Origin of the sequence: Fusobacterium sp. (assembly GCF_032477075.1) — a bacterium.
Lineage (GTDB): Bacteria > Fusobacteriota > Fusobacteriia > Fusobacteriales > Fusobacteriaceae > Fusobacterium_A.
The window spans coordinates 1-24,975 of sequence record NZ_JAWDXO010000043.1 but is presented as its reverse complement, the minus strand read 5'-3'; the positions used below and the strand labels follow the sequence as shown (position 1 = coordinate 24,975).

Below are 24,975 nucleotides of genomic sequence, written 5' to 3'. Positions count from 1 at the left end.
TTATTCGATTAAATATATCTAATATGAAGCTAAAATAATTAATATTTTTTATTTTTTCAACAAATTTATCAAATTATAATTTCCTAAGAAATAAAAAAAACGAGGATATATCCTCGTTCTTTATTTGATTATTTTCTGATTCCTAATCTAGCGATTAAGTTTCTGTATCCCTCAAGATCTTTCTTAGTTAGGTAAGCTAATAATCTTTTTCTTTGACCTACCATTTTTAATAATCCTAATCTTGAGTGGAAGTCTTTTTTGTGAACTCTTAAGTGATCTGTTAGGTGATTGATCTTTTCAGTAAGAAGTGCAATTTGTACTTCAGTTGATCCTGTATCTCCTTCAAATTTTCCAAACTCTTTAACTATTTCTGCTTTACTTCTCATAGCCATTTTATATTTCCTCCTAAAATTATATATTATTTGAGCTAAGTAATACGGGGCTAATCGTAAAACTGAGCACAAATTTACTAAATAATCATATCATATTATCTATAAAATGTAAATAATTTTATTATTTTCAAAAAATTTTTCTATTCCTGATTTTCTTTATCAAATTCTTTATTTTCTTTTATTTCTTCAATTATATCTTCTGTTTTTTCTTCTTCTATAATTTCATTAGCTTTTATCTCTTCTGCTTCTTTTTTAGTTGCAGCTAATTCAGCAAGAGTTTTTCCATTCATTAACGCTTCAAATTCTTCTCTATTAAGAGTTTCTTTTTCTAACAAAGCTTTTGCTACAATATCTAGTTTATCAAAATTATCCTCTAATAATTTCAAAGTTTCTTGATATTGAGTATTCACTATTGAAAGAATTTCTTCATCTATATCTTTTCCAGTTTCTTCACTATAGTATTTTTGTTGAAATAAATCTCCTTCTCTAGTTCCATCAAGAAGTATTGGTCCAAATTTATCTGACATTCCATAAACTTTTACCATTCCATGAACAATATTTGTAACACTTTGAATGTCTCCACTTGCTCCTGTAGTTATATCATTAAATACTATCTGCTCAGCTGCTCTTCCACCTAAGGCATATTTTATCTGACTCAAAAATTCACTTTTAAAGTAATATCCTTTTTCTTCTTCAGGAAGTGACATAGTAAAACCTCCAGCTCTTCCTCTTGGAACTATTGTTACTTTGTGAACTGGATTTGTATTAGGTAATAAATGAGTTACAACAGCATGTCCTGCTTCATGATAGGCTGATATTCTTCTCTCTTTTTCTACTACAACTTTAGATTTTCTTTCTGGTCCTATACTTACTTTTTCAGATGCTTCTTCCAAATCAGCCATAGTTATTTCTTCTCTTCCTTCCCTTGCAGCAAGTATTGCAGCCTCATTCAGCATATTTGCAAGGTCAGCTCCCACAAATCCTGGAGTTTTCTTAGCTATTATAGATAAATCTACATCTTTGGCAATTTTTTTACCTCTTATATGAACTTTTAATATTTCTTCTCTTCCTTTGATATCAGGATTATCAACTATTACCTGTCTGTCAAATCTTCCTGGTCTCATTAAAGCCTTATCCAAGATTTCTGGTCTATTAGTTGCAGCAAGGACTATGATAGTCTCATCAGTTCCAAATCCGTCCATCTCTACTAGAAGCTGATTAAGAGTTTGCTCTCTTTCATCATTTCCTCCACCTTGACCAGAGCCTCTTTTTCTACCTACAGCATCTATTTCATCTATAAATATTATACATGGAGCACTTTTTCTAGCTTTATTAAATAAATCTCTTACTCTTGAAGCTCCTACCCCTACAAACATTTCTACAAATTCCGATCCAGACATACTGAAAAATGGCACTTTAGCTTCTCCAGCTACTGCTTTAGCTAGAAGAGTTTTTCCAGTTCCAGGTCCTCCTAATAACAATACTCCTTTAGGAATTCTTGCCCCTATTTTCTTAAATTTTTCTGGTTCTTTTAAAAAACTTACAACTTCTTCCAACTCAACTTTTGCCTCTGGAATACCTGCAACATCATCAAATGTTACTTTAGATATCTCTTCTCCATTATCTTTAGCTTTGGATTTCCCCATATTAAAAATTTGAGGTCCTCCTCCACTTCCTTTATTCATTCTGTTAAGCATGAAGATCCATACTCCTATCAATAAAAGCATTGGGAACCAAGATGCAAGCATATTTAATAGGAATGGTAATTCTTGAGGTGGAAGTGATTTTATAGAAGCATTATTTTCTTCTATTGTTTTAACTAAAACAGGGTCGTCTCCCAATCTGTCAGTTATCATTCTCGCTTTATATGATTTTACTTCTTTCTTTTCATCTTCTGGCGAATATCCATATACATATCCTTCTTTTTCATTAACTTTAATTATTTCTTTATTTTTTACATGATTTATAAATTCACTATATCCAATTTCATTACTTGGAGTTTTTGTGTTAGTTGATAATAAAGCTGGAGCAGAAGCTATTAATGTGACTATAAAAAGCAACATTACAAAACCTTTAAAGTTAAACCTCCCTCCAAGGTTTTTTAGTTTATTATTACGCTCTTCTTCTTTATTATTATTTTGATTCAACCCATCTCTTAATTTTGATTTTAGTTCCTCTTTTCTTTCTTTTATTTCATCATGTATCTTTTCTTTTTCTTCATTTTTATTTTCTTCATCTTCTTGCGGTTTTTTATTATCTGGTTCTTGAGAAGTTTTCTTTTCATCTTCTTGTGGTTTTTCTTTTTTTTCAGAATCTTTTACCTCTTCTTCCTCTATATAAAATACTTTTTCTTCTATAAAATCTTCTCTGTTCAACTACTGATCCTCCTTATATTCAATTTTACACAGTTTTTATAATCAGAATTTTTATATTTTTCATTTCCTTTTATTCCTGCAATCCATACTATTTCTCCATTATATATTACTAAAGGAATAGTATCTCTTTTTTCTTTTGGAATCTTTTCATTTATAAGGATATCTTTTACTTTTTTTTCTGATATCATTCCTATTGGAATCATTCTGTCTCCATTTTGCCTGACTCTAATTTTAAGTTTATCCCCTATTTTTAAATTAGTATAAAAGTTTTGACTATCATATAATACTCTATCAGTAAAAGATGCTTCTATTACATACTCACCAAATATTACATGTCCTGGTATTTCTAATCCAACCTCTTTTATACATTGTTTTTCTTTTTGTATATTCTTTTCTATTGCAAGGAAATCATAATCTTTTTTTAGAATAAATTCCCTATTTAAAGAAATATCTTTACTACCTCCTTTATTTAAAATATCCTCTATAAGTTGGATTTTATTTCGTGATACTTCTATTCCATAGCTATACAGATATTGTATCAATACCTTGCTAAGAAGATATTTATTTAATTGTTTCAATTTTTTTATATTTAATTTATTATCAACCATGTATTCTTCAAATTTTATTTCTAAAACTTTATTTACTTCCCTTATTTCCTCAATCAAAGAATAAAGTTTATCTTTAAATTTTGGATTATATCTTTTCTCTATAAATGGAATAAGATCAAGCCTAATACTATTTCTTGTGAATTCATTTTCAAAATTTGTTTCATCTATTCTATAAGAAATATTATTATCATTTAAGTATTTAATAATATCTTTTTTATAAATTTCAGATATTGGTCTTATATACATCTCTCTTTTAGCAACAATCCCTTCCAATCCTTCAATACTTGTTCCTCTGGTTAATCTAAACATAAACGTTTCCAGCTGATCATCTTTATTATGAGCTAAGGCAACTTTATTAGCTCTTGTCTTTTTTAGTATTTCTTTAAATAAGTCATATCTTGCTTTCCTTCCTGCTTCTTCTAAAGTAAGACCTAACTCTTTCCCTAATGCTGTTATATTTATTTTTCTGCTAAAAACTTGCATTTCATTTTTCTTTCCATATTCTAGTGAAAAGTTTTCATCACCATCAGAATTTTCTCCTCTTAATAAGTGATTTATATGTACAAGTACTATATCAAAATTTATTTTTTTTTTAAGTTTCTTCAGCATTTCAACTAAAAAAACTGAATCAGGTCCTCCTGAAAAACCAACTATTATTTTATCATTTTCTGCTATTAAATTATCTTTCCTATTTTTTTCTAAGATTTCCCTGTATAAATTCATAAATTCTCCATTTCATTTTCATAAAATTATAACATATCTTACTGTTTTTTTGCAAAATTATTTAACTATATTTTATTATTTTTTACTACTTCATATTCTTTTGTTTTATAATTGAAGAATATGTTTATTTCTTCTTTATCTCCAGAAAATATATTAAAAGAAAAAATTTCAAGTTCACTATTTTTATGACCTTCTCTTACACTTTTAAATCCCTTCTCTTTTATTATACTGTTATGAAGTTCTGAATCCTTTCTGCTAATTAGCCATTTTGGATAAAATCCTGGTTTCCCTAACATTATAAAATCAAATTTTAAATATTCTTCAAACACATTTATCTCCTCAAATCTCTTTTCTACATAAAAATTATGTAATATATCAAAAAGTGCTGTTTCTTTATGACTTATTTTTAAATATCCTTTTTTATCAAAATAACTAGCTAACTCTTCATAAAAATCAAAAGAACTTTTATAATATCTATTTATTACATATTTTACACTCAAGTTAAATTTTTCTGAGTTATAGTAATAGTCCAAAATTTTTTCAAAATTTTTAAGTTTTATTATCTCTGCAAAAGATATAAACTTATTTGAAAAAATTTCATATGGTGGTTTAAAAAAATACCTATATTCATATTTTTCAATTTCACTATACATTTGGGTTCCCTTTAGTAATTTCAAAAAACCAAGTTGGATCATCTCAGGTTTTAATTCATGAACATAATCAAAAGATTTTTTAAATACTCCATATGTTTCATAAGGAAGCCCTGCTATAAGATCAAGATGAAGATGAATATTTCTATTTATTCTCTCTATGTTATAGGCTAATTTATTCAATATATTACTTCTATTGATGCTTTTCATTGTATCAGAGTTTATAGTCTGAATTCCTATTTCAAATTGAAAATAGCCCTTTGGTACCGTTTCTAGAAAATCTAAAACTTCATCATCAAAAATATTTGCATTTATTTCAAAATGAAATGTTATTCCTTCTCTATAGTTTTCTAAAAGAAATTGCCATATTTTCATATATCTTTCTTTTTTCAAATTAAATGTTCTATCCACAAATTTTAAAAGTTTTATGGGAGAATTTAGAAATATTATCAAATCTTCTTTTACTCTCTCTAATGAATAATATCTTACAGTTTTATCTATTGAAGACATACAATATGAGCACTTAAATGGACATCCTCTTGAACTTTCATAATAAAATATCTTTGTTTTTTCTTGTAATTCTTCATTTTCATATGGAAATGGAATTATATCTAGATCTTCTATTATTTTTTCTTTTCCATTAAAGTACACTTCTCCATTTTTTTTATAAACAATTCCCAATACTTTGTCACTTTCTTTGGTCAAAAAGTTTAAAAAAACTTTTTCTCCTTCTCCAATGAGAATACTGTCTATTTCTTGATTATCTTCCATTATTTTTTCCCAACCAAAAGATACCTCTGGTCCTCCAAGTATAATCTTTACATTTGGAAGTACTTTTTTTAACTCTTTTAATATTTCAAATACATATTCTTTATTCCAGATATATGTTGAAAATATTATTTTATCTGGACTTAATTCAAAAATATCTTTTATTATATTTAAAATTTGGTTATTAATATTAGTCTCATATATTTCTATCTTTAAATTGCTATTTGTTTCTACATATTTCTTGAGATATCTCACTGCTAGATTCAAATGCACATATTGACTGTTTATTGCAGCCAAAACTATTTTACTCACTATTTATTCTCCTTGTTTTTTCTTTGAAATTCTAAGTGTTCTTTATATGTTTTACTAAAAAAATGTCCTCCATCTCCTGTAGCAACAAAAAACAGATAATCTGTATCAGCTGGGTTATAAGCTGCTTCTACTGAAACTACACTTGGATTGGATATTGGTCCTGGAGGAAGTCCTTTATATTTATAAGTATTATATGGAGAATCTATTTCCAAGTCTTTATAATACATTCTTCTCTTTTTATAATCATATAAAAAGTTTACTGTTGCATCAGAAGAAAGAGTCATTTTCTTTTTTATTCTATTATAAAATACAGAAGCCATTAGAGGTTTTTCCTCATCAAGTTTAGCTTCTCTTTCTAAAATAGATGCCATTATAAGCTTCTGATAAAACTCATCCTTATCTTCATATTTTTCTGGTGGGAATTTTTTTAAGAATTCTCTCAATAAAGTCCTTATAATAAGTCTTTCATTATAATTTTCTGGTATATAGTAAGTTTCAGGGTATAAATATCCCTCAAAATTTCCTTCTGGTGTAGGATAAGGGAACTCTATTCCATTAAATTCTTTATAGAATTTATCTTTATCTATCCTTCCATTTTTTTCTAAAAGTTCGGCTATTTCTGCTATGCTATATCCTTCTGGAATGGTAAGTTTAAAAACTTTGTCCTTTCCTGCTTCAAGGACATCTATGAGTTCTTTCATTGACATTTTACCTTTTAATTCATAATAACCAGCTTTTATTCCTCTTCCTTCATTTCTGTATTTTAAATAAACTTTGAAAACAAAACTGTCTGAAATAGGAAGACTTGACAATGATGCCTTCAGTGGCACTCCTCTCTTTATCTCAATTATTTTACGATAATTTATTTTTTTATTTATTTCAATGTAGAAGAAAACTACTACTATTGTTACAATTATGGTAAATATTCCTCCAATAGTATAGATCCATTTTTTCATTTCCAACTCCTCATAAAGTGTTTTCTTATATTATAACATAATCTCTCCTAGTATCAAGAATTAGTTACTTTCTTTTCCAAAAAATGAAAACGACTCAAAGGAAATCTGAATAAGCCTTTGAGCCGTCTTATATATTTATTGTTGTTTCTTTTCTTTAGCTTTTTCTATTAAAGGTTTTCTTCCTTTTTTATCTTGTTTAAATACTTCAATAATTTCTTCTGCTTCATGGAAAGGAACAGACAAGAATGAGAAGTTTTCATAAACTTCAACATTTTTCAATTTTCTTTCATCAACTTTAGTCTTACTTGTTACCATTTCAACTAATTTTTTAGGAGTCATATCATTTTTTCTTCCTAAAGCAACAAATAATCTCACTTTTCCAGTTTTTTCTAATGGTGCACTGTTATTTATTTCATTGTAATTATTTTCATCAAGTACATCTTCATATGAATGTTTAATCAATGCTGCTACTATATCCACTGCATCTTCACCATTTAAAAGTTCTCTTGAAAGATCTTTGAAATTATCAAAGTTATTTTCAGCTAATATATGATTTAATTCTTCTATTAATCTGAATTTTTTAGCTTGAATTACATCTTTTACTCCTGGAACCCTTTCTTTTCTAATTTCAGTTTTTACAATTTTTTGTATTTGAAGAAGCCTTCTATATTCTTGAGGAGTAATAAATGTTATAGCAGTTCCTTCTTTTCCAGCTCTTCCAGTTCTTCCTATTCTATGTACATAGCTTTCAGCCTCTTGTGGTATAGAATAATTGATTACATGAGAAAGATCATTTACATCTATTCCCCTTGCAGCTACATCTGTTGCTACTAATACGTTTATCTTTTTAGCTTTAAATCTTTTTAAAGTCACTTCTCTATAATTTTGACTGATATCCCCATGAAGTCCTTCAGCATCATATCCTCTATCATTTAATTTACCAACTACATCATTTACATCATTTTTAGTTCTACAAAAAACTATTCCATAAAAATCCTTAGTCAAATCAATTATTCTGCATAAAGCTTCAAATTTATCTCTTTCATGTACTTCAAAATAGATTTGATCTGTTAAATCAGTTGTAAGTTCTCTAGTTTTTACAGCTAAAACCTCATAATCTCTCATATGTTTTTTAGCAATTTTCAATATTTCATTTGGCATTGTGGCAGAGAAGAAAAGCATTCTTTTATCATCATTTGTAGATTCAAGAATTTTTTCTACATCTTCCAGGAATCCCATATTAAGCATTTCATCAGCTTCATCTAATATAAAATATTTAAGATTATCTAATTTTATAAGTTTTCTATCCATCAAATCCATTACTCTTCCAGGAGTTCCAACAATTATATCAGTTCCTTTTTTCAATTGTCTGATTTGAAATTCTATTGACTGTCCTCCATATACAGGAGTTATTCTTATTTTTTTCCCATTTGCAAGACTGTTCATTTCCTCAGCGACTTGGATAGCAAGCTCTCTAGTAGGTGCTAAAACAATAGCCTGTACTACTTTTCCAGGTTCAAATCTTTCCAATATTGGCAAAGAAAAAGCAGCTGTTTTACCAGTTCCTGTTTGCGCCTGCCCTATTATATCTTTCTCTCCATCTAATAATGCAGGTATAGTCAAAGCTTGTATAGGTGTTGGTTTTTCATATCCTTTTTTTGAAAGAGCTTTTATTGTTTTCTCTCCCAATCCTAATTTTTTGAATTCTTCTAATTTTTCCATTCTTCACATCCTTATTTAAATTATTTTATTTCATCATACCACACTAAAAAATCTCATATGCATTTAAAAACAATCAGAGTTTCTTTCCCTTGTGTTCTACAACAAAAATGTTTTGTAGCTTTATAGGAATCCTCTTGTTCTTTTTAAAGATATTTTTAACGGTGTGTTATAAAACAAAATACATTTAAATAAATATCTATCTTAATTAAAGAATCCTATGTTTACTACTCAAGAATATATTATACTATACTTTTTAAGAAATTGTAAGTTTTATTTTTGTTCTAAAAACGAAACATGCTATTTTCTTAATAAAAACAACATGTTTCAAATATAAATTATTTTTTCTTACTTATTTTTTTTATCATGAAACTACTTAAAAGAAGTACAATTAAACCAATGAATATATTATAGTATATGCTCATATCTTTAGGTTCTTGAATTAGTTCTTTTTCCACTATATTCATTTTGCCTGTTACAACTAATTCTCTCTCTTTTATCATACTACTAAATTCTTCCAAATCATATTTTGGTTTATATAAGTTTTCATCTCCAAAAGTTATTCTATATTTTCCTTTTTCTTCTGCTCTAAACATTATTTTGATTGGAATATATTCACCTTGTATTTCACTTATTATTAGAGGCTTGTTGTCTCCATTTTTTATCTCTAGAAGCATTTGTTCTGATCTTGATATCTCTCTAAGATCTATCTCCATATTCTCTTTATTGCCTACTTTAAAAATAGTGCCTGTTCTGTAGTAGTAGCTATTTCCAATTGAATAATTTCTTTTAAATTCACCTTCAGACTTTAGATATATTCTAGATATTGGAAGATTATTAGTTTGGATAGTTATTATACTGATTTTATCTTTTTCCTCTGATTGATATTGTAATTTTACTAAAATAGTTTCAATTTCCTTTTTTTCACTTCCATAAAATTTCAAAACTGCACCTTTAAAATTACTTTCTTTACTTAAATCAGTTACAAGCTTATAGTATGTATATTTTTCTGTTGGAAAATCTATCAGTAAATTTTCTCTATCAGGAGTTTTATAAATTTCTCCATAAGTTATATACTCCCAATTTTTTCCATTATTACTTCCTAATAATTCATATTCAAAATAAAAATTTCTCTTAGGTTTTATTTCTATCCTATTTCCAAATACATCGTCCAGTTCATTTTGAGGAGAAAATTTAAAAACTGTTTCCATTTTTTCTTCTTTAGCTGTTTCAGATATTATATTTCCCACTGAAACTGTTTTGTCAATATTGTTATATCCTACATCTTTTTTTTCAATTACATAAGGTATTTCTTGTCCACTATTATCTAATATTCTTATATCCCCTAAATCATTTCTGCTATTAAGATAAATATCCTCAGTTATATAAAATTCTTTATATTTACTATTACTATTTACTTCTATCTCTTTAAAATAGTCATAAGAAAAGGATTGTAAAGATAATGTAAATAATAATCCTAATATTACTTTATTCACCTTTTTCCTCCTTTTCTAATTTTTTTAAAGCTGTCTGATAAATATATGAAGTTCCTATCAATATTACTCCCATACTAAAGTATGCAAGAAGTTTATATGTACTGCTAAAAGATATAAAATCTATAAAGAAACTTTTCAAAACAAAGAATATTCCTATTCCAAGTCCCACTCTTCTTATATTCCTATTAGGTATTTTAAATCCTTTCCAAACCAAATACCCACACATAAGAAGTCCAACAATATTTATTACCAGATTTGCTCCTTCTATATAAAGTACATTATTCATCACTATATAAGAAACTATAATTATGTATACTGATTCTCCTATTACCCATGGAACTTTCTTTTCACTTGTCCTAAATATAGTAAAATGGATATCTTTTCTCCCAAAGAAAAATAAATATATATTTACAGTTAAAATTAATCCTATTAATAGCATTCTTTCTTTTCCGCTCTCATATCTAACATAGCCAAACATATTCACCATGTTTATTATTAATATTGAAAGTGTTTCTATAATTGTTAAAAATACCAAGCTGAATTTATCTTGAAGTTCCTTTATTTTGTAAGTTACAATTCTTAATAAAATATTTACAATTAAAACAGATATCAATACTCCAAACATTTCTTTTGTATAGTATCTTCCTGGTAATTTTTTAATATTGAGAAAAATTACATTGTTAATAAAGAAAATTGAATATAAAAATATAAGATATTTAAAAGGTCCCATTAAGCTTTTAATAGTTTTATTATAATTCCTTTCTTTTACAATGAAATATACTACAAAAGAAAGTGAAATTATCACTATATCTTGAATATACACTAAATAATATTTTTCTTCTCTTATGAAAAAATTAGTTAAAAGAGTTATTAAATATATAAAAATTGCTCCATATTCTATTTCTTTATTTTTATATTTTGAAGCCATAAAATATAAAAATACAGCTTCCATTCCCCATGCTACTACTATATATTCTTTAGAAAGTATTACAGGAATTATCACTATGAAACATCCCAATGCTATTACATAGAAGATCTTTGATACTCTATTTTCTTTAAGTTTGTCTCCAAAAAATCCATATATAATACCAACTCCTGCTACTAATCCAGCTTTTAACCAGTTTGGTGTTGTTCCATCTGATAAACTGTATATCAAAGAAAACTTTACAATAAGATTAAGACTAAGAAGTATATAGTCTATAATATTACTTTCTCTATTTTCTTTTCTATGTGAATTAAGAAAAATAAAACTGTATGCAGTAGTGAATATTACAATATAGAAAAATGCAGTAAGTTTATTATCCATATATTTTGAAAGATAAAATACTATCCCTGCCATGTTTGCTGAACCTATTACAAATCCAATTATTTTACTGTATAACCAGTCTTTTTTCCAGGCTATTCCTAAAACTATACCTTGAAGTATCAGAGAATAAGCTATCAAATAATATATTTTTGTAATTCCACCTTCATAGTAGATATAAGCTCCATATGGAAGATAGCCACCAATAAGAGCTAATATTCCTATAATTTGAGAATTATATCTCAATGCTAATATAACTACTAATCCAGTTAAAATAACTGAAATAAAAAGTCCCAATATCATAGAAAATAATCCTAAATACATTGTTGACAACAAGGTAGTTATATATAATATTCCTATTCCACCACCTATAAGTCCTACAGCAAAATGTTTTTTATTTTTTTGATATAATTTTTCTCCAGCAAATAGAAAAACAATCCCTAAAAGATATGATCCTGAACTTTTTATATAATCATTATTAAAGAATTCTCTAAATTGTGTTTTAAATACTAAAAATATTCCTAAAAAAATTGAAATTATTCCTAAAAAATTGAATCCCTTTAATCCAATAAGTTTTTCTAATACAAAATTCTTTTTCTCTTTTTCAAAGAGGTATTTATCTTCTTTCAAATCATATTCTTTTTGTATTTCACTATGAAATACTGAACTTTCTTCACTTAATGCTATACCTGCTTCTAAAGCTTTTTTCTTTGAATTTTCTATAAATATGTCCACTTTTTCAGCTACTGTCTTTAATTCAGTCCTTAATTCATGAGATTCTTTAGACATATCTTTCATCAATTCTTTATCTTGAATATTAATTTTTTTATAAAGTTCTTTTCTAAAATTGCTAAGTCTATTTATTATTCTATCCTCAAGGTCTATCTTTACTTTTTTAGCAGCTACTGCCTGAAATTTATTTATCTCTTTTTCTCTTCTTAGTCTCTTACTTTCTTTTAACTCTTCCAAAAGTACTACATTAGAATTTTTTAAATCTTCTATTTCTTTTGTTTTAATTTGTAATTCATCTTTAATTTTTCTTAAAGTTTTCTCCAGTTTTTCTTTTTCTTCTAAAAGCTGGGTTTCTCTATTTATATCAACATCATTTTTTATCTCTGATATAATAGATTCAGCTTCTGAATTAAGCTTTTTTATTTCCTGATACTTTTCTTCCAAAAGTTCAAGTTCTTTTTTCTTATCTATCATTTTTTCACCTGTTCCTCATTCTCATTTTCTTCTGTTTCTGGAACTTTTTTATTTACTATTTCCATATTTTTAGTTATATACATCAGAAGATATAATACTCCCATAATAAGCAGTGTTCCTGTTAAAAGTGCATAATCTTCCATTTTTAAAATTGAGAACAATATTGAATATATTCCTATAAGAAGAACTAACATCCCCATACCATATTTGATATTTTTTGTAACACTGGCTATATACAAGGATACAGGAATTATAACTGCTGCTGCCGATATTCCATAAGCTGTTATAAAACTTATATGTTCTGCCAATGATAAAAGAAGCAGATAAAACATGACTAGAGAAAATCCTACAATTCCATATTGCACATAGTGAGTTTCTTTTTTTCCTGATATTTCAAATAGATATACAGCTAACAAACTCATCATTATGAACAAAACTCCATATTTAGCTGCTCTTATTACCTGTCTATAATGAGTAATTCCATTGTAAAGAGCCACTCCTGCTTGTGCTTCTGATAAATCTATAGTATTGCTCTCATTTGCTAAAAAGTACTGTTTATAATTTCTAGTTAGATGTGATATATTCCAATTTGCAGTAAAACCATTTTGATTTATGACTCTTTCTCTCGGAAGCATTCCATAAAAACTTGGATTTTCCCATGCTGATTTTATAAAGAAGCTATTTTCTTTTCCCAATGGTAAAAGAGTTATTCCTTCACTTCCTCTAAACACTAATTCTATATCAAATGGAATTTCTGTTAAAACTTCATTTTTCATATTTAATTTTCCCGAGATCCCTTTAGAAATTTGAAATGGTCTCACTAACCCAGTTCCTGATTCTAATTCTATTTCATTTTCATTAAAATTAAATTTATCTATCTTAAGAAGAGCTTTTATATCTGTTATTCCTAAAGATATACTTATCTCATTGTAATCTATAACTGCATTTACTGGAATATTTGATAATACTTTAGAAAAATTTCCTTTCATTTTTAATTCTCCAGTATATACCATTGACTTATATATTCCTCTTTTTCTTACTTCTTCTTTTAAATCAACATTTATGTCTAATTTTTCTGGAAGAACTATCAAGCTATTTTTTCTTTTTTTACTTTTTACTATTTCTGTTTCCTTTCCCTGTTTATCTACTGTATATTCTCTTTCATAATATTCCTCTGTATAAGGAACTACTACCACAGGTCCTGCTATTGTTTGAGTTTCACCCCATTCTCTTCCTATATTTTTTATAGTAGAATCATACAAATAATTTCTTTCACGTACTACTCCATTTACAAACATAAGAGGAATCTGCAATAAAAGGCTGAAAAAAAATAAAAATAAAGCCTTTTTTAATATTGGATTTCCTGTAGTTTTAACTTTCTTTTTCATTACTTTCCCCTCCTGAATATATCTTATATAGATTAAGTTTATCATATTTACTGGTTTTGTTCTAATTCTTTTTTTATTCAAAATATCAAAGAAGTTTTTTTAAAATTAGTATTGTCTTTAATTCGCAATTTAGGTATAATAAGAAAATATATCAATTTTTAAATATTATAATTTAAATACTAAAGGGGGAATAAAATGAACACAAAAACAAAGGCATTCAAAGCTGCTTTTCCTCATACACTTCCTATATGTGCTGGTTTTTCTTTTCTTGGATTAGCCTATGGAATATATATGAATAAAATGGGATTTTCCTTCATATATCCAATGCTTATGAGCCTTACTATTTTTGCAGGATCTATGGAATTTATAACTGCTAATCTTTTAGTATCAGTTTTTGATCCATTAAATGCTTTTTTATTAGCTGTCATGGTAAATGCAAGACATCTTTTCTATGGTGTTTCTATGTTGGAAAAATATAGAGGAACTGGAAAAAAGAAGTTATATTTAATATTTGGAATGTGTGATGAATCATTTTCTATTAACTGTACTGTGGATATTCCTGAAGGAATAGATAAAGGATGGTTTATGTTTTTTGTCACTCTTTTAAACTATGTTTACTGGGTATCTGGAGCTACTTTAGGAGGAATTTTGGGCTCTTTTATTAACTTCAATACTAAAGGAATTGATTTTGTAATGACTGCTCTTTTTGTTGTTATATTTCTTAGTCAATGGGATTCTCAGAAAAACCATCTTCCAGCTGTAATTGGGGTCTTAGCTTCTGTTGTTTGTCTTGTTTTGTTTGGAATGGATAACTTTATTATTCCAGCAATGATAGCTATACTTATTTCATTGACATTAAGCAGAAAAAAACTTGAAAAGGAGGAAGTTAGATGAGACTTACAGTAGAACAAGAAATAATCACTGTAGCTATGGTAATATTGGGGACTCTTTTAACAAGGTTTCTTCCTTTTATAATTTTTCCAGCTAATAAACCTACTCCAAAATATATACAATATTTAGGTAAAGTTCTTCCTTTTGCAGTAATAGGAATGTTAGTTGTTTATTGTTTAAAAGGAGTTTCAATAGTTGCAGCCCCTTACGGACTTCCTGAATCCATTTCTATTGTAGGAATAATAATACTTCATAAATGGAAAAAAAATATGCTTTTATCTATTGGTGGAGGAACTATTTTTTACATGATTCTTATCCAATATGTTTTCTAAATATAAAAATCGGCTTATAAAAATATTATAAGCCGATTTGTTTTATAATTAACTTTATTTCCTGTGACTATTTAGTCAGCCAAGCAGTATACATCCAAACATGTTTTTGATAAGCAGCTCCTATTCCTGTAAACAGATCTGCTGTTTCTTGATCTTCTAGATCTTCAGACATTTTTAATGCTACATTCATTTCATCCAAAAGAAGTTTAAAATTCTCAAGTATTCCCTTTATTGCTTCCTCACCTGTATATGGTTTTGATTCAATTTCTTGAAGCATAGAATGTTCTAAATATACTTTAAGAGAAGCAAAAGGTCTTCCTTTTATCATAAGTATTCTTTCTGCTACTTCATCTATATGTTCATCAGTTTCTGCCATTACTCCATCAAGCATTGGATGTATAGTAAAAAAATGTTCTCCCTTTAAATTCCAATGATAATTGTGTACTATAGTTTTAAAGACATGTAAATTAGATAAAAATTTGTTCATTTGATAAATTAATTCTTCTTGTTTTTTTTTCATAGTAAAAAACCTCCTAATAATTTTGTTTCTTTTTTAGTTGCTGTATATATTATTAGATAAGTTTTTCCTATTCCTTTTAATATTTTAATATTTTTAATCTAATTCTTGAATTCCTCCCCCATTTACAAAGAGTATCTGTCCACTTGTCCAACTTGAAGCTGGACTTGCAAAATATAGCACTGCCATAGCTATATCATTCACTTCTCCCAATCTTTTTATTGGAGTTTTAGCCAACATTTTTTCTTCTATTTCAGGTGTAAGCACTGAAGCTAATGCTTTTGTTTTTATAGCTCCTGGTCCTATTGCATTAACTCTTATCTCAGGTCCTAAATCAAGAGCAGCATATTTTGTAAGTTGATTTATTGCAGCTTTGGAACTTCCATATACACTCATATTTGAGCTTACCATATTACTTGCCATTGAGCTTATATTTATTATTGAGCCATAGTTATCTTTTCTCATATGGGGAGCACAAAGCTTCATCAAAGTAAAAATGCTGAATACATTAAGTTTATATATAAAAGTTATGTAATCAAGTGTAAGTTCTTCAAGCTTTTCTTTTCCACCTCCGCCACCTCCAGCATTATTTACTAATATATTTATTTTTTCAAAGTTTTTTATAGTTTCATCTACAAGATTTTTCAAATCTTCTTCTATTGTCACATTACATTTTATAGCTAATGACCTCACTCCAAATACAGCAGCTTCTTTAGCTGTTTCTCTGGCTTTTTCAATATCTAGGTCACTGCATACTACATTAGCTCCAGCCTCAGCTAATTTTAAAGCAGAAGCTTTTCCTATTCCATCTCCAGCTCCTGTTATAATAGCAACTTTTCCTTTTAAATTATATTGTTCTGTTATTTTCATTGAAATCATCTCCTTAAAGTATTTCAATCCCCATCTATGCTCTATTATTCACATAAATATTATATCATAATTTACTAAAAAAATCTCTGCTATCCTTTTATATATCTATATTTTGATATATATGAACTATATTAAAAAAATATAAAAACTGTATTATACAAATTTTAGATTATCTTTTATACTTATTCCTAATAAAGAATTTAAAGAAAGGATGTGTTATCATGAAAATAGCTATAAATAATGGAATTTTAGTAGATCCTAAAAATAAAATATTTAAAAAAATAAATCTTCTTATAGAAAATGGAAAAATTAAGGAATTATCTGATAAAAAACTATCTGGTGATGAAGAGTTAGATTGTCATGAACTATATATCTCTCCAGGTTTTGTTGATATGCATATGCATGAAGATTCTATTGTAAATGAAGAAATTAAGATTAATATATTTGAAAAAATGTTAAAAATGGGAGTTACCACTGCAATTGGAGGCAATTGTGGAATAGGTTCAAGTAATATAAAAGAGTATTTCAGCATAATTGAAAAAGGAAACCCTGTAAATTTTGGTTCCTTCCTTCCACATAGTATACTTAGAAAATACATTGAAGCAAATGACAGATATGAAAATTTAGAAAGTCAAGATATTGAAAAGATGTATCAATATGGTAAAAATCTTATTAAAGAATGTGGGCTTTTTGGAATAAGTTTTGGTATAGAATATATTCCAGGAATAGATTTTAATGAATTAATCACTTTAGCCAGTCTTGGAAAAAACAGAATAATAAGTGCTCATCTTAGAGATGATGGTGATAATGTCTTTGAAGCTTTAGATGAATTTTTAGAAATAGGAAATTATATAAAAGCTCATTTACAAATTTCACATATTGGAAGTATGGCTGGTTATGGACAAATGGATAAATTTCTTTCTGCAGTAGAGGAAAAAAGAAAGAAGGGAATTGATGTTTCCTGTGATTGTTATCCTTATGCTGCTTTCAGTACTCATATAGGTTCTGCAGTATTTGACAATGATTATATTAAAAGGCATAAAGTAGAATATAATTGTTTAGAGGTTATGGAAGGAAAATATAAAGTTCAAAGATGCACTGAGAAACTTTTTAATACTCTCAGAAAAGAGTTACCCAATACTCTTGTTACAGGTCATATGATGTTGGAAAAAGACATAGAAACTGCTTTGAAAGATCCCAATACAATAATAGTCAGTGATGGGATATTAGGAGAAGATGGAAATGGTCATCCCAGAGCCACTGGAACTTTTCCAAGGTTTATTTCTAAGTATGTGAGAGATAAAAAACTTATGTCTCTATACGAGGGTATAGAAAAAATAACTTCACAGCCCGCCAAATTATTAAAATTAAATAAAGGAAGTTTAGAAATTGGAGCAGATGCAGACATTACTATTTTTTCTTTGGAAGAAATAGAAGACAGAGCTACTTTTGCTGATAGTTCTCTTTCTCCTGTTGGAATAAAATATGTACTTATTGATGGTGAAATAGCATTAAAGAATGGAAAAGTCATCAATTCAAAACTTGGAAAAATAGTTGAATATCCTAAAATATAATCTTCTTGCTATACTTGATTATCTAAATAAAAAAGCAGGGAAATATATATTTCTCTGCTTTTCTTAATTTTATAATAAAAATATTTTTACTTATTTTTTTCTTTAAAACAAAGGCCAACACCATCTCCAAAAGGAAGAAGTACAAATTTATCTTCTCTCTCATAAAGATAATCTATAAAATTATCTAATCTTTTTACAATAGTTTTAAACCTTTTTGGATATTCTTTATACAAATACCCTCTAAACATTATATTATCAATAAATATTATTCCACCTTCATTTAATAATTTATAGGAATCTTCAAAAAAATCCATATATTGTCCTTTTGAAGCATCTATAAATATAAAATCAAATCTATCATTTATTTTCTTTACTTCTTCTAAAGCATCTCCTTTAATTGAAATAATATTATCCAATCCAGATTTTTTAAAGTTTTCTTGAGCAAGATTATATCTTTCTTCATCTATTTCAATAGTATATAATTTTCCACTGTTTTCTTTTAATTCTTTAGCCATAAGTATACCTGAATAACCAATAGCTGTTCCTATTTCTAAAATATTTTTTCTTCTATAGCTTCTCACTAAAAATTTTAAATATTCAGCTATTTCTTTTGTTACAATTGGAATATTATATTCTTGAGCATAATTCTCCATCTCAAGTATCAGTTTATCTTTTTCCTTAATTTTTCCTATTATATACTCATTAGCTTCCTTTAATTCCTCTAACATTTTTTACCTCTTTTTTCTGATTTTTGCAATATAAAATCCATCTAAAATATCTTCATTATAGTCTATTGTAAATCCCCCAACTTCATCATAAGTTCCTTTTACATTTTCTGGTATATATATTTCTGTTGTTTCAAATTCCGGATATTTTTCTAAAAACTTCTTTATATTTTCTGTATTTTCTTCTTTTAAAATAGTACAAGTACTATAGACTAATTCTCCATCATCTTTAAGAACTTGTGAAGCTGATTCAAGTATTTCAAATTGTAGCTCTGATAATAACTCTATATTTTCAGCGGTTTTATTATATATAGCTTCAGGTTTTTTTCTAAGTACACCATAACCACTGCATGGGGCATCTACCAGTATTTTATCGAACTTTTTCCCCTGTTGATTCAATTTTCTTGCATCCATTTTTACAGTTTTAACTACATCTATTCCTAATTTTTTACAATTTTCTTCTATTAATTTTAGTTTGTGCGGATAAATATCTAAAGCTAAAAGTTCCCCTTTATTTCCCATCAATTCACCAAGTACTGCTGTTTTTCCTCCAGGGGCACTGCAAGTATCCAAAACTAAATCCTTCTCATTTGGATTTAAATTTTTAGCTGATAGATAAGATGATGCATCCTGCACTATTATCTTTCCTTCTTTAAATTCATCACTATATAACAATATTCCTGAATCTATATAATATACTGTATCTACTTTTTTTATTATTTCTATATCTTTAGCCAAAAGCAGCTCTTCAAATTCTTTTTCACTGTATTTTAATGTATTTACTCTAAAACTGATATAAGGTATCTTTTTTAATGATTCTAAAAATAATTCTGCTTCTTCCCAATATTCATCTTTTATCTTTTCATAAAACCATCTTGGATATGATAAAAGAATATCCAGTTTATCCATTTCTCTCAACTCTTTTATATCATCTTCCATTTCTCTTAAATATCCTCGTAATACCCCATTTACAAACTTACCAACTGGCACACCAAACTTTTTCTTAGCCAGTTCAGAAGCTTCCCATACTACTCCTTTATCATCACTTTTCATAAAAGTAATCTGGTATATAGATATTCTTAGAAGATTTCTTATCCAATCTTTTTTTATTGAACTTACTCTTTTATTTATTTCATAATCTAAAAATATTTTTTTTCTTATTACACCATAAAAAAGTTCTGTTATAAAACCTCTTTCTTTTCTATTCAGAATATTTTCTCTAAAATAATCATTTAAAGCTATATTGGAATATTTTCCATTTTCAACTTCTTGTATAAGCCCAATGACTCTTTGCTTTATATTCACTTTTATCCTCCCAAAATCTCTCTATCTTAATTATTATACAATATTTACAATATAATTAAAAGTTTTCTGTTTAGAAATTAAATTTTTTATAAACAAATATTGCGTTTTTTCTGAGAAAATGCTACCCTTATATGTGTAATAAAATTTTTAGAAATGGAGGTGGAATATGGAAAATGTTTTGTTTTTCCTAAAAAATAATCAATTAGCAAAATTGAAAGAATCACTTATGGAAGAAAATCCAGTAGATATTGCAGAATTTCTTGAAGACCTTACTAAAGAGCAAAGCCTTAAAATATTTAGAATTCTTCCTAAAGATACTTCAGCAGAAGTATTTTCATATCTTTCTTCAGAGAAACAACAAGAAATTGTTGAAAATATAACAGATGAAGAAATACGTCATATAATTGATGAAATGTTTATTGATGACACTGTGGATTTCATTGAAGAAATGCCTGCAAATATTGTAGATAAAATATTACAGAACACTTCCTCAGATACCAGAAAATTAATCAATCAGTTTCTAAAATACCCTGAAAATAGTGCTGGTAGTGTAATGACAGTGGAATATGTTTCTCTAAAGAGCGATATGAATATTGGACAAGCTTTAAATCATATAAAAAAAGTGGGTATTGATAATGAAACCATTGATATATGTTACATTATTGATAACCAAAGAAAGCTTGTTGGATTTATTTCATTAAAAAGTCTTATTTTTTTAGATGATATACTTCCTTTAATTGATGCAATGGAAACTAATGTTATTAGTGCTATTACCACTGATGATCAAGAGTTCATTGCTTCCCAGTTCAGAAAGTACGATCTCACATCTATGCCAGTAGTCGATAATGAAGTACGACTTGTTGGTATTATTACTATTGATGATGTTGTGGATGTTATTGATCAAGAAAATACAGAAGATTTTCAAAAAATGGCTGCCATGAATCCATCAGATGAAGAATATCTTAAAGAATCTGTATTCTCTCTTGCAAAACATAGAATAATATGGCTTTTAGTACTTATGATTTCTGCTACAGCTACTGGTATTATTATAAGAAGATATGAGGAAGTACTTCAATCAGTTGTTATTCTAGCTGCATTTATTCCTATGTTGATGGACACTGGTGGAAATGCTGGTTCACAATCTTCTACTCTTATTATCAGAGGAATAGCACTTGGGGAAATACAGCTTAAGGATATTGGAAAGATACTTTGGAAAGAATTTAGAGTGAGTCTAATAGTTGGAGTAACACTGGCTGTTGTAAATTTTTTGAGAATATACTTTATAGATAGAGCTGGTCTTACAATTTCATTAGTGGTATGTGCAAGTCTTTTATTTACAGTTGTAATAGCTAAAGTTGTTGGAGGTGTTCTTCCGATAATGGCAAAAGCTTTTAAACTTGATCCTGCTATTATGGCAAGTCCATTAATCACTACAATAGTGGATGCTTGTGCATTAGTAGTTTATTTTGGCTTATCAACTCATTTTTTAAATCTTGCATAATACATTTACAAATATAAAATTATAAAATAAATTAAGTTTTAGACTTTTATTTTTTAAAATTCTAAAACTTTTTTCATTTTTATATTGACATGAAAAATGATTTATGGTATATAATTATTAGCCACATAAGTTATAGAGTGCTAAAAGGAGGATTTTAAAATATGAGAAAAGAATCAAAAGTGTTTCAAGCTGAAACAAAAGAATTACTTAACTTAATGATAAATTCTATCTATACAAATAAAGAAATATTTTTAAGAGAACTTATATCAAATGCTAGTGATGCAATTGATAAGTTAAAATTTAATTCTCTTACTGATAGTGAAATATTAAAAGATAATAAAGATTTTAAAATAATATTATCTGTTGATAAGGACAAAAAAGAATTAACAATAACAGACAATGGCATAGGAATGACTTACGAAGAAGTATCTGAGAATATAGGAACTATTGCTAAATCTGGTTCTAAAGCTTTTAAAGAAAAATTAGAAAATACTTCAAAAGATGAAATAGATATTATTGGACAATTTGGAGTAGGATTTTACTCTGGATTTATGGCTGCAGATACTATTACTCTTACTACTAAATCTCCTTATTCTGATAAAGGCGTTAAATGGATATCCTCTGGAGATGGTTCTTATGAAATTGAAGAAATTGAAATTGAAAAAAGAGGAACTTCTATAACTCTTTCTATTAAATCTGGAGAAGATTATGATAGTTTCCTTGAAGATTGGAAAATCAAAGATCTTGTAAAAAAATATTCTGATTATGTAAGATATCCAATCTATTTTAATGATGAAATAATTAATTCCACAAAACCTATATGGAAAACTGACAAATCAACTTTAAAAGATGAAGATTATAATGAATTTTATAAATCTAATTTCCATGACTGGGAAGATCCTATGATGCATTTTCACCTAAAAATACAAGGAAATATTGAATATACTTCACTTTTATATGTTCCTAAAAAAGCTCCTATAGATTTCTATACAAAAGATTATAAAAAAGGATTACAACTTTACACTAAAAATGTATTTATAATGGATAAATGTGATGAACTGATTCCTGAATATTTTAGTTTTATTAAGGGACTTGTAGATTGTGATAATCTTTCCCTTAATATATCAAGAGAAATTTTACAGCAAAATAGCGAACTTCAAGCTATATCTAGAAATCTTGAAAAGAAAATAATAAATGAATTCGAAAAACTTTTAAAGACAGATAGAGATAAATACATAGAATTTTGGGAAGCTTTTGGAAGAAATATAAAATTTGGTATTCATGACATGTTTGGAATGAATAAAGATAAACTTCAAAATCTTCTTATCTTCAGAAACTCTCTCGATGAAAAATATATTACACTGAAAGAATATACAGAACGTATGGGAGATAGGAAAGAAATTCTTTATGTGGTAGGAGAAGATTTAGCTACTGTTACTTCTCTCCCTAAAATGGAAGCATTAAAAGAAAAAGAAATAGAAGTTATTTTGCTTACAGACAAGATAGATGAATTTGCTCTAAAAACTATGATAGAATATGATGGAAAATCATTTAAATCTATTAATGACTCAGATTTCAAGATTGATGACAGTAAAGAAAAAGAAGAAGAAATAAAAAAACTTTCAGAAGAAAACAAAACAATGCTTGATAAAATAAAAGAAGCTTTATCAAATAAAATAGTTGATGTTGAACTTAGCAGTGATTTAGGTAAAGCTGCCTCTTCCCTTTTGGCAAAAGGAAGTGTTTCTTTAGAAATGGAAAAAGTTCTTTCTCAAATACCTGGAAATGAAAGTATAAAAGCAGAAAAAATACTTGCTTTAAATCCTGAACATCCTGTATTTAAAAAGCTTCAAAGTTCTGAAAACACTGAAATTTTCAATGATCTCCTTGATGTATTATATACGGAAGCATTAATTTTAGAAGGATTTCAAATAGAAAATCCTGTAGATTTCATCAAAAAATTAAATAATCTTATTAAATAATATTAAAAAATTTTAATTGGAGGAGAGTAACTTATTATTCTCCTCTATTATTTTTTAAAAAAACATTGTATAATTAATTAAAAACTATATCTCAAGGTGGGTTAAAATGAAAAATGAGATTATTGATGAAGCTCCTGTATATCAGAAAATAGCAATTGATATAGCAAAGAAAATAATAAATGGAAAATATAGTCTTGGAGAAAAGCTTTCTGGAAGATCTACTCTTGCCACTGAATACAGAGTTTCTCCCGAAACTATTCGAAAGTCTGTATATATATTAAAAGAATTTGATATATTAAATATATCAAAAGGAAGTGGAATAGAAATAAAATCTATTGAAAATGCTATTAGATATATGGAACAATATGGTGAAAGCCAGACAATTGATAGTATTAAAAAAGATATTCATGATTGGATAAAAAGACAAAAAAAGGAAAATGAAAAACTTTTAAACAGTATAACAAAACTTTTAGAAATTACAGATAAATTTGAAGCTGTTAATCCCTTTACTCCACTTGCCATATGTATTACTCCAAATATGAATTTTATTGGAAAAACGAGTGCTGAAGTAATGTTTTGGAATCATACTGGAGCTACTATATTTGCCATTAAACATGGTGAAAAAACTATTCTTTCACCAGGACCACAAACTATCTTCCAAGAAGGAGATATTCTTTACTTTATAGGAAATGAACAATCTTATGACAGAGTTAAAAACTTTTTCACTAGTGCTATCCAAAGTTAAATAAAAAACTGATCTAAAGATTTTTATCTTAAGATCAGTTTTCTTTTTTACTTCATGACTTCAAACATATAAATTATTTCTTCCTGTTTTTTCATTTCATCTTCCAAAGCTCTTTTAGCATCTGCATATTTTTTTGCAAGCTGATTATATTGCCCTTTATAGTATCTAAATTCTTTTACATCAGTTATACGCTTTTCTTGTGTAATTATCTGTTGATATGTAGCTTTTTGTTCTGCTAATACTTTTTCAGCTATTTCAGCTTCTGCCTTTCTCTGATTATACATAGCTCTTTCTTCAGCTTCTAATTGCTGAAAATTTTGTTCTAATTGTTCAAGAGTCACTGTAACATCTGTTGCTGCAAAAGATGCTGCTGATATTAATAATAAGCAACCTAATAATATTTTTTTCATAATTATTTTCCTCCTGTTTTTTATTTTGTCTATGAGAATGACTTATAAATTAGAATATAAATACATTTTTAAAATTTAATTTTATACTTTTAGTCATTCTCATATTAATCTTAATTGATTAAAATTTGTAGTTGAATCTTACACCATATTTTATACTTGTATCTTTTTTATGACTTTCATCTGCTGCTGATACTTCAAATGTTACTCCCATATGGTTTGCTTTTTCT

20 protein-coding genes are annotated in these 24,975 nt (G+C 27.2%); 6 read left to right on the top strand and 14 right to left on the bottom strand.

All coding sequences use genetic code 11. The features are described from left to right. Nucleotides 1-128: 128 nt before the first annotated feature. The 9 genes from rpsO to creD all read right to left on the bottom strand — a co-directional run bounded on the left by rpsO (nucleotide 129) and on the right by creD (nucleotide 13,896). On the bottom strand, nucleotides 129-386 hold the full coding sequence (gene rpsO, locus E6771_RS13995; protein ID WP_096404543.1) for a 30S ribosomal protein S15: 258 nt from the start codon (nucleotides 384-386) through the stop codon (nucleotides 129-131). 146 nt (nucleotides 387-532) lie between these two features. After that, complete coding sequence (ftsH, locus tag E6771_RS13990; RefSeq protein WP_316091958.1) at nucleotides 533-2,767, bottom strand: ATP-dependent zinc metalloprotease FtsH; 2,235 nt, start codon at nucleotides 2,765-2,767, stop codon at nucleotides 533-535. Further along, entirely contained in the window at nucleotides 2,764-4,098 is a 1,335-nt protein-coding gene (tilS, locus tag E6771_RS13985) for a tRNA lysidine(34) synthetase TilS (protein WP_316091957.1), read from the bottom strand. Before tilS ends, ftsH begins: the two co-directional genes overlap by 4 nt. A gap of 65 nt (nucleotides 4,099-4,163) precedes the next feature. Next, entirely contained in the window at nucleotides 4,164-5,828 is a 1,665-nt protein-coding gene (locus E6771_RS13980) for a B12-binding domain-containing radical SAM protein (protein WP_316091956.1), read from the bottom strand. Continuing rightward, a complete protein-coding gene (mltG, locus tag E6771_RS13975; protein WP_316091955.1) occupies nucleotides 5,828-6,784 on the bottom strand; it encodes an endolytic transglycosylase MltG in 957 nt (318 codons plus the stop codon). Before mltG ends, E6771_RS13980 begins: the two co-directional genes overlap by 1 nt. A 135-nt stretch (nucleotides 6,785-6,919) precedes the next feature. Continuing rightward, nucleotides 6,920-8,506 carry a DEAD/DEAH box helicase gene (locus E6771_RS13970; RefSeq protein ID WP_316091954.1) on the bottom strand — a complete coding sequence of 529 codons (1,587 nt, stop codon included), beginning with the start codon at nucleotides 8,504-8,506 and terminating at the stop codon, nucleotides 6,920-6,922. A 335-nt stretch (nucleotides 8,507-8,841) separates the two neighbouring features. Beyond that, the gene (locus tag E6771_RS13965; RefSeq protein WP_316091953.1) at nucleotides 8,842-9,999 is read right to left on the bottom strand and encodes a hypothetical protein; all 1,158 of its coding nucleotides are present in this window, start codon (nucleotides 9,997-9,999) and stop codon (nucleotides 8,842-8,844) included. Continuing rightward, nucleotides 9,992-12,508, bottom strand: a complete 2,517-nt coding sequence (locus E6771_RS13960) for a DUF2339 domain-containing protein (protein ID WP_316091952.1) — start codon at nucleotides 12,506-12,508, stop codon at nucleotides 9,992-9,994. Before E6771_RS13960 ends, E6771_RS13965 begins: the two co-directional genes overlap by 8 nt. Continuing rightward, nucleotides 12,505-13,896 carry a cell envelope integrity protein CreD gene (creD, locus tag E6771_RS13955; RefSeq protein ID WP_316091951.1) on the bottom strand — a complete coding sequence of 464 codons (1,392 nt, stop codon included), beginning with the start codon at nucleotides 13,894-13,896 and terminating at the stop codon, nucleotides 12,505-12,507. Before creD ends, E6771_RS13960 begins: the two co-directional genes overlap by 4 nt. Nucleotides 13,897-14,091: 195 nt before the next feature. On the opposite strand from creD, the gene E6771_RS13950 reads away from it, so the two are divergent. Beyond that, on the top strand, nucleotides 14,092-14,790 hold the full coding sequence (locus tag E6771_RS13950; RefSeq protein ID WP_316091950.1) for an AzlC family ABC transporter permease: 699 nt from the start codon (nucleotides 14,092-14,094) through the stop codon (nucleotides 14,788-14,790). Then, nucleotides 14,787-15,119: a branched-chain amino acid transporter permease gene (locus E6771_RS13945; protein WP_316091949.1), complete on the top strand. Its 333-nt coding sequence runs from the start codon at nucleotides 14,787-14,789 to the stop codon at nucleotides 15,117-15,119. The genes E6771_RS13950 and E6771_RS13945 overlap by 4 nt, the downstream gene beginning before the upstream one ends. A gap of 67 nt (nucleotides 15,120-15,186) precedes the next feature. Here the strand turns inward: E6771_RS13945 and E6771_RS13940 are convergent, their stop codons facing one another. Beyond that, nucleotides 15,187-15,639, bottom strand: coding sequence for a DNA starvation/stationary phase protection protein (locus E6771_RS13940; protein WP_316091948.1), 453 nt, complete (start codon nucleotides 15,637-15,639; stop codon nucleotides 15,187-15,189). Between the two features lie 93 nt (nucleotides 15,640-15,732). After that, on the bottom strand, nucleotides 15,733-16,506 hold the full coding sequence (locus tag E6771_RS13935) for a glucose 1-dehydrogenase (protein ID WP_316091947.1): 774 nt from the start codon (nucleotides 16,504-16,506) through the stop codon (nucleotides 15,733-15,735). A gap of 221 nt (nucleotides 16,507-16,727) precedes the next feature. Between E6771_RS13935 and E6771_RS13930 the strand changes: the two genes are divergently transcribed. After that, the gene (locus E6771_RS13930; RefSeq protein WP_316091946.1) at nucleotides 16,728-18,080 is read left to right on the top strand and encodes an amidohydrolase family protein; all 1,353 of its coding nucleotides are present in this window, start codon (nucleotides 16,728-16,730) and stop codon (nucleotides 18,078-18,080) included. 86 nt (nucleotides 18,081-18,166) lie between these two features. On the opposite strand, the gene E6771_RS13925 is transcribed toward E6771_RS13930, so the two are convergent. Continuing rightward, nucleotides 18,167-18,808 carry an O-methyltransferase gene (locus tag E6771_RS13925; RefSeq protein ID WP_316091945.1) on the bottom strand — a complete coding sequence of 214 codons (642 nt, stop codon included), beginning with the start codon at nucleotides 18,806-18,808 and terminating at the stop codon, nucleotides 18,167-18,169. A 3-nt stretch (nucleotides 18,809-18,811) separates the two neighbouring features. Continuing rightward, nucleotides 18,812-20,110 (bottom strand): 16S rRNA (cytosine(967)-C(5))-methyltransferase RsmB, encoded by a 1,299-nt coding sequence (gene rsmB, locus E6771_RS13920; RefSeq protein WP_316091944.1) that lies wholly within the window; start codon nucleotides 20,108-20,110, stop codon nucleotides 18,812-18,814. Between the two features lie 166 nt (nucleotides 20,111-20,276). On the opposite strand from rsmB, the gene mgtE reads away from it, so the two are divergent. The 3 genes from mgtE to E6771_RS13905 all read left to right on the top strand — a co-directional run bounded on the left by mgtE (nucleotide 20,277) and on the right by E6771_RS13905 (nucleotide 24,338). Continuing rightward, nucleotides 20,277-21,611 (top strand): magnesium transporter, encoded by a 1,335-nt coding sequence (gene mgtE / locus E6771_RS13915; RefSeq protein ID WP_316091943.1) that lies wholly within the window; start codon nucleotides 20,277-20,279, stop codon nucleotides 21,609-21,611. Between the two features lie 161 nt (nucleotides 21,612-21,772). Then, complete coding sequence (gene htpG / locus E6771_RS13910; protein WP_316091942.1) at nucleotides 21,773-23,593, top strand: molecular chaperone HtpG; 1,821 nt, start codon at nucleotides 21,773-21,775, stop codon at nucleotides 23,591-23,593. A 106-nt stretch (nucleotides 23,594-23,699) separates the two neighbouring features. Beyond that, entirely contained in the window at nucleotides 23,700-24,338 is a 639-nt protein-coding gene (locus E6771_RS13905; protein ID WP_316091941.1) for a TrkA C-terminal domain-containing protein, read from the top strand. Between the two features lie 47 nt (nucleotides 24,339-24,385). On the opposite strand, the gene E6771_RS13900 is transcribed toward E6771_RS13905, so the two are convergent. Continuing rightward, nucleotides 24,386-24,748, bottom strand: coding sequence for an adhesion protein FadA (locus tag E6771_RS13900; RefSeq protein WP_316091940.1), 363 nt, complete (start codon nucleotides 24,746-24,748; stop codon nucleotides 24,386-24,388). Nucleotides 24,749-24,975 lie beyond the last annotated feature (227 nt).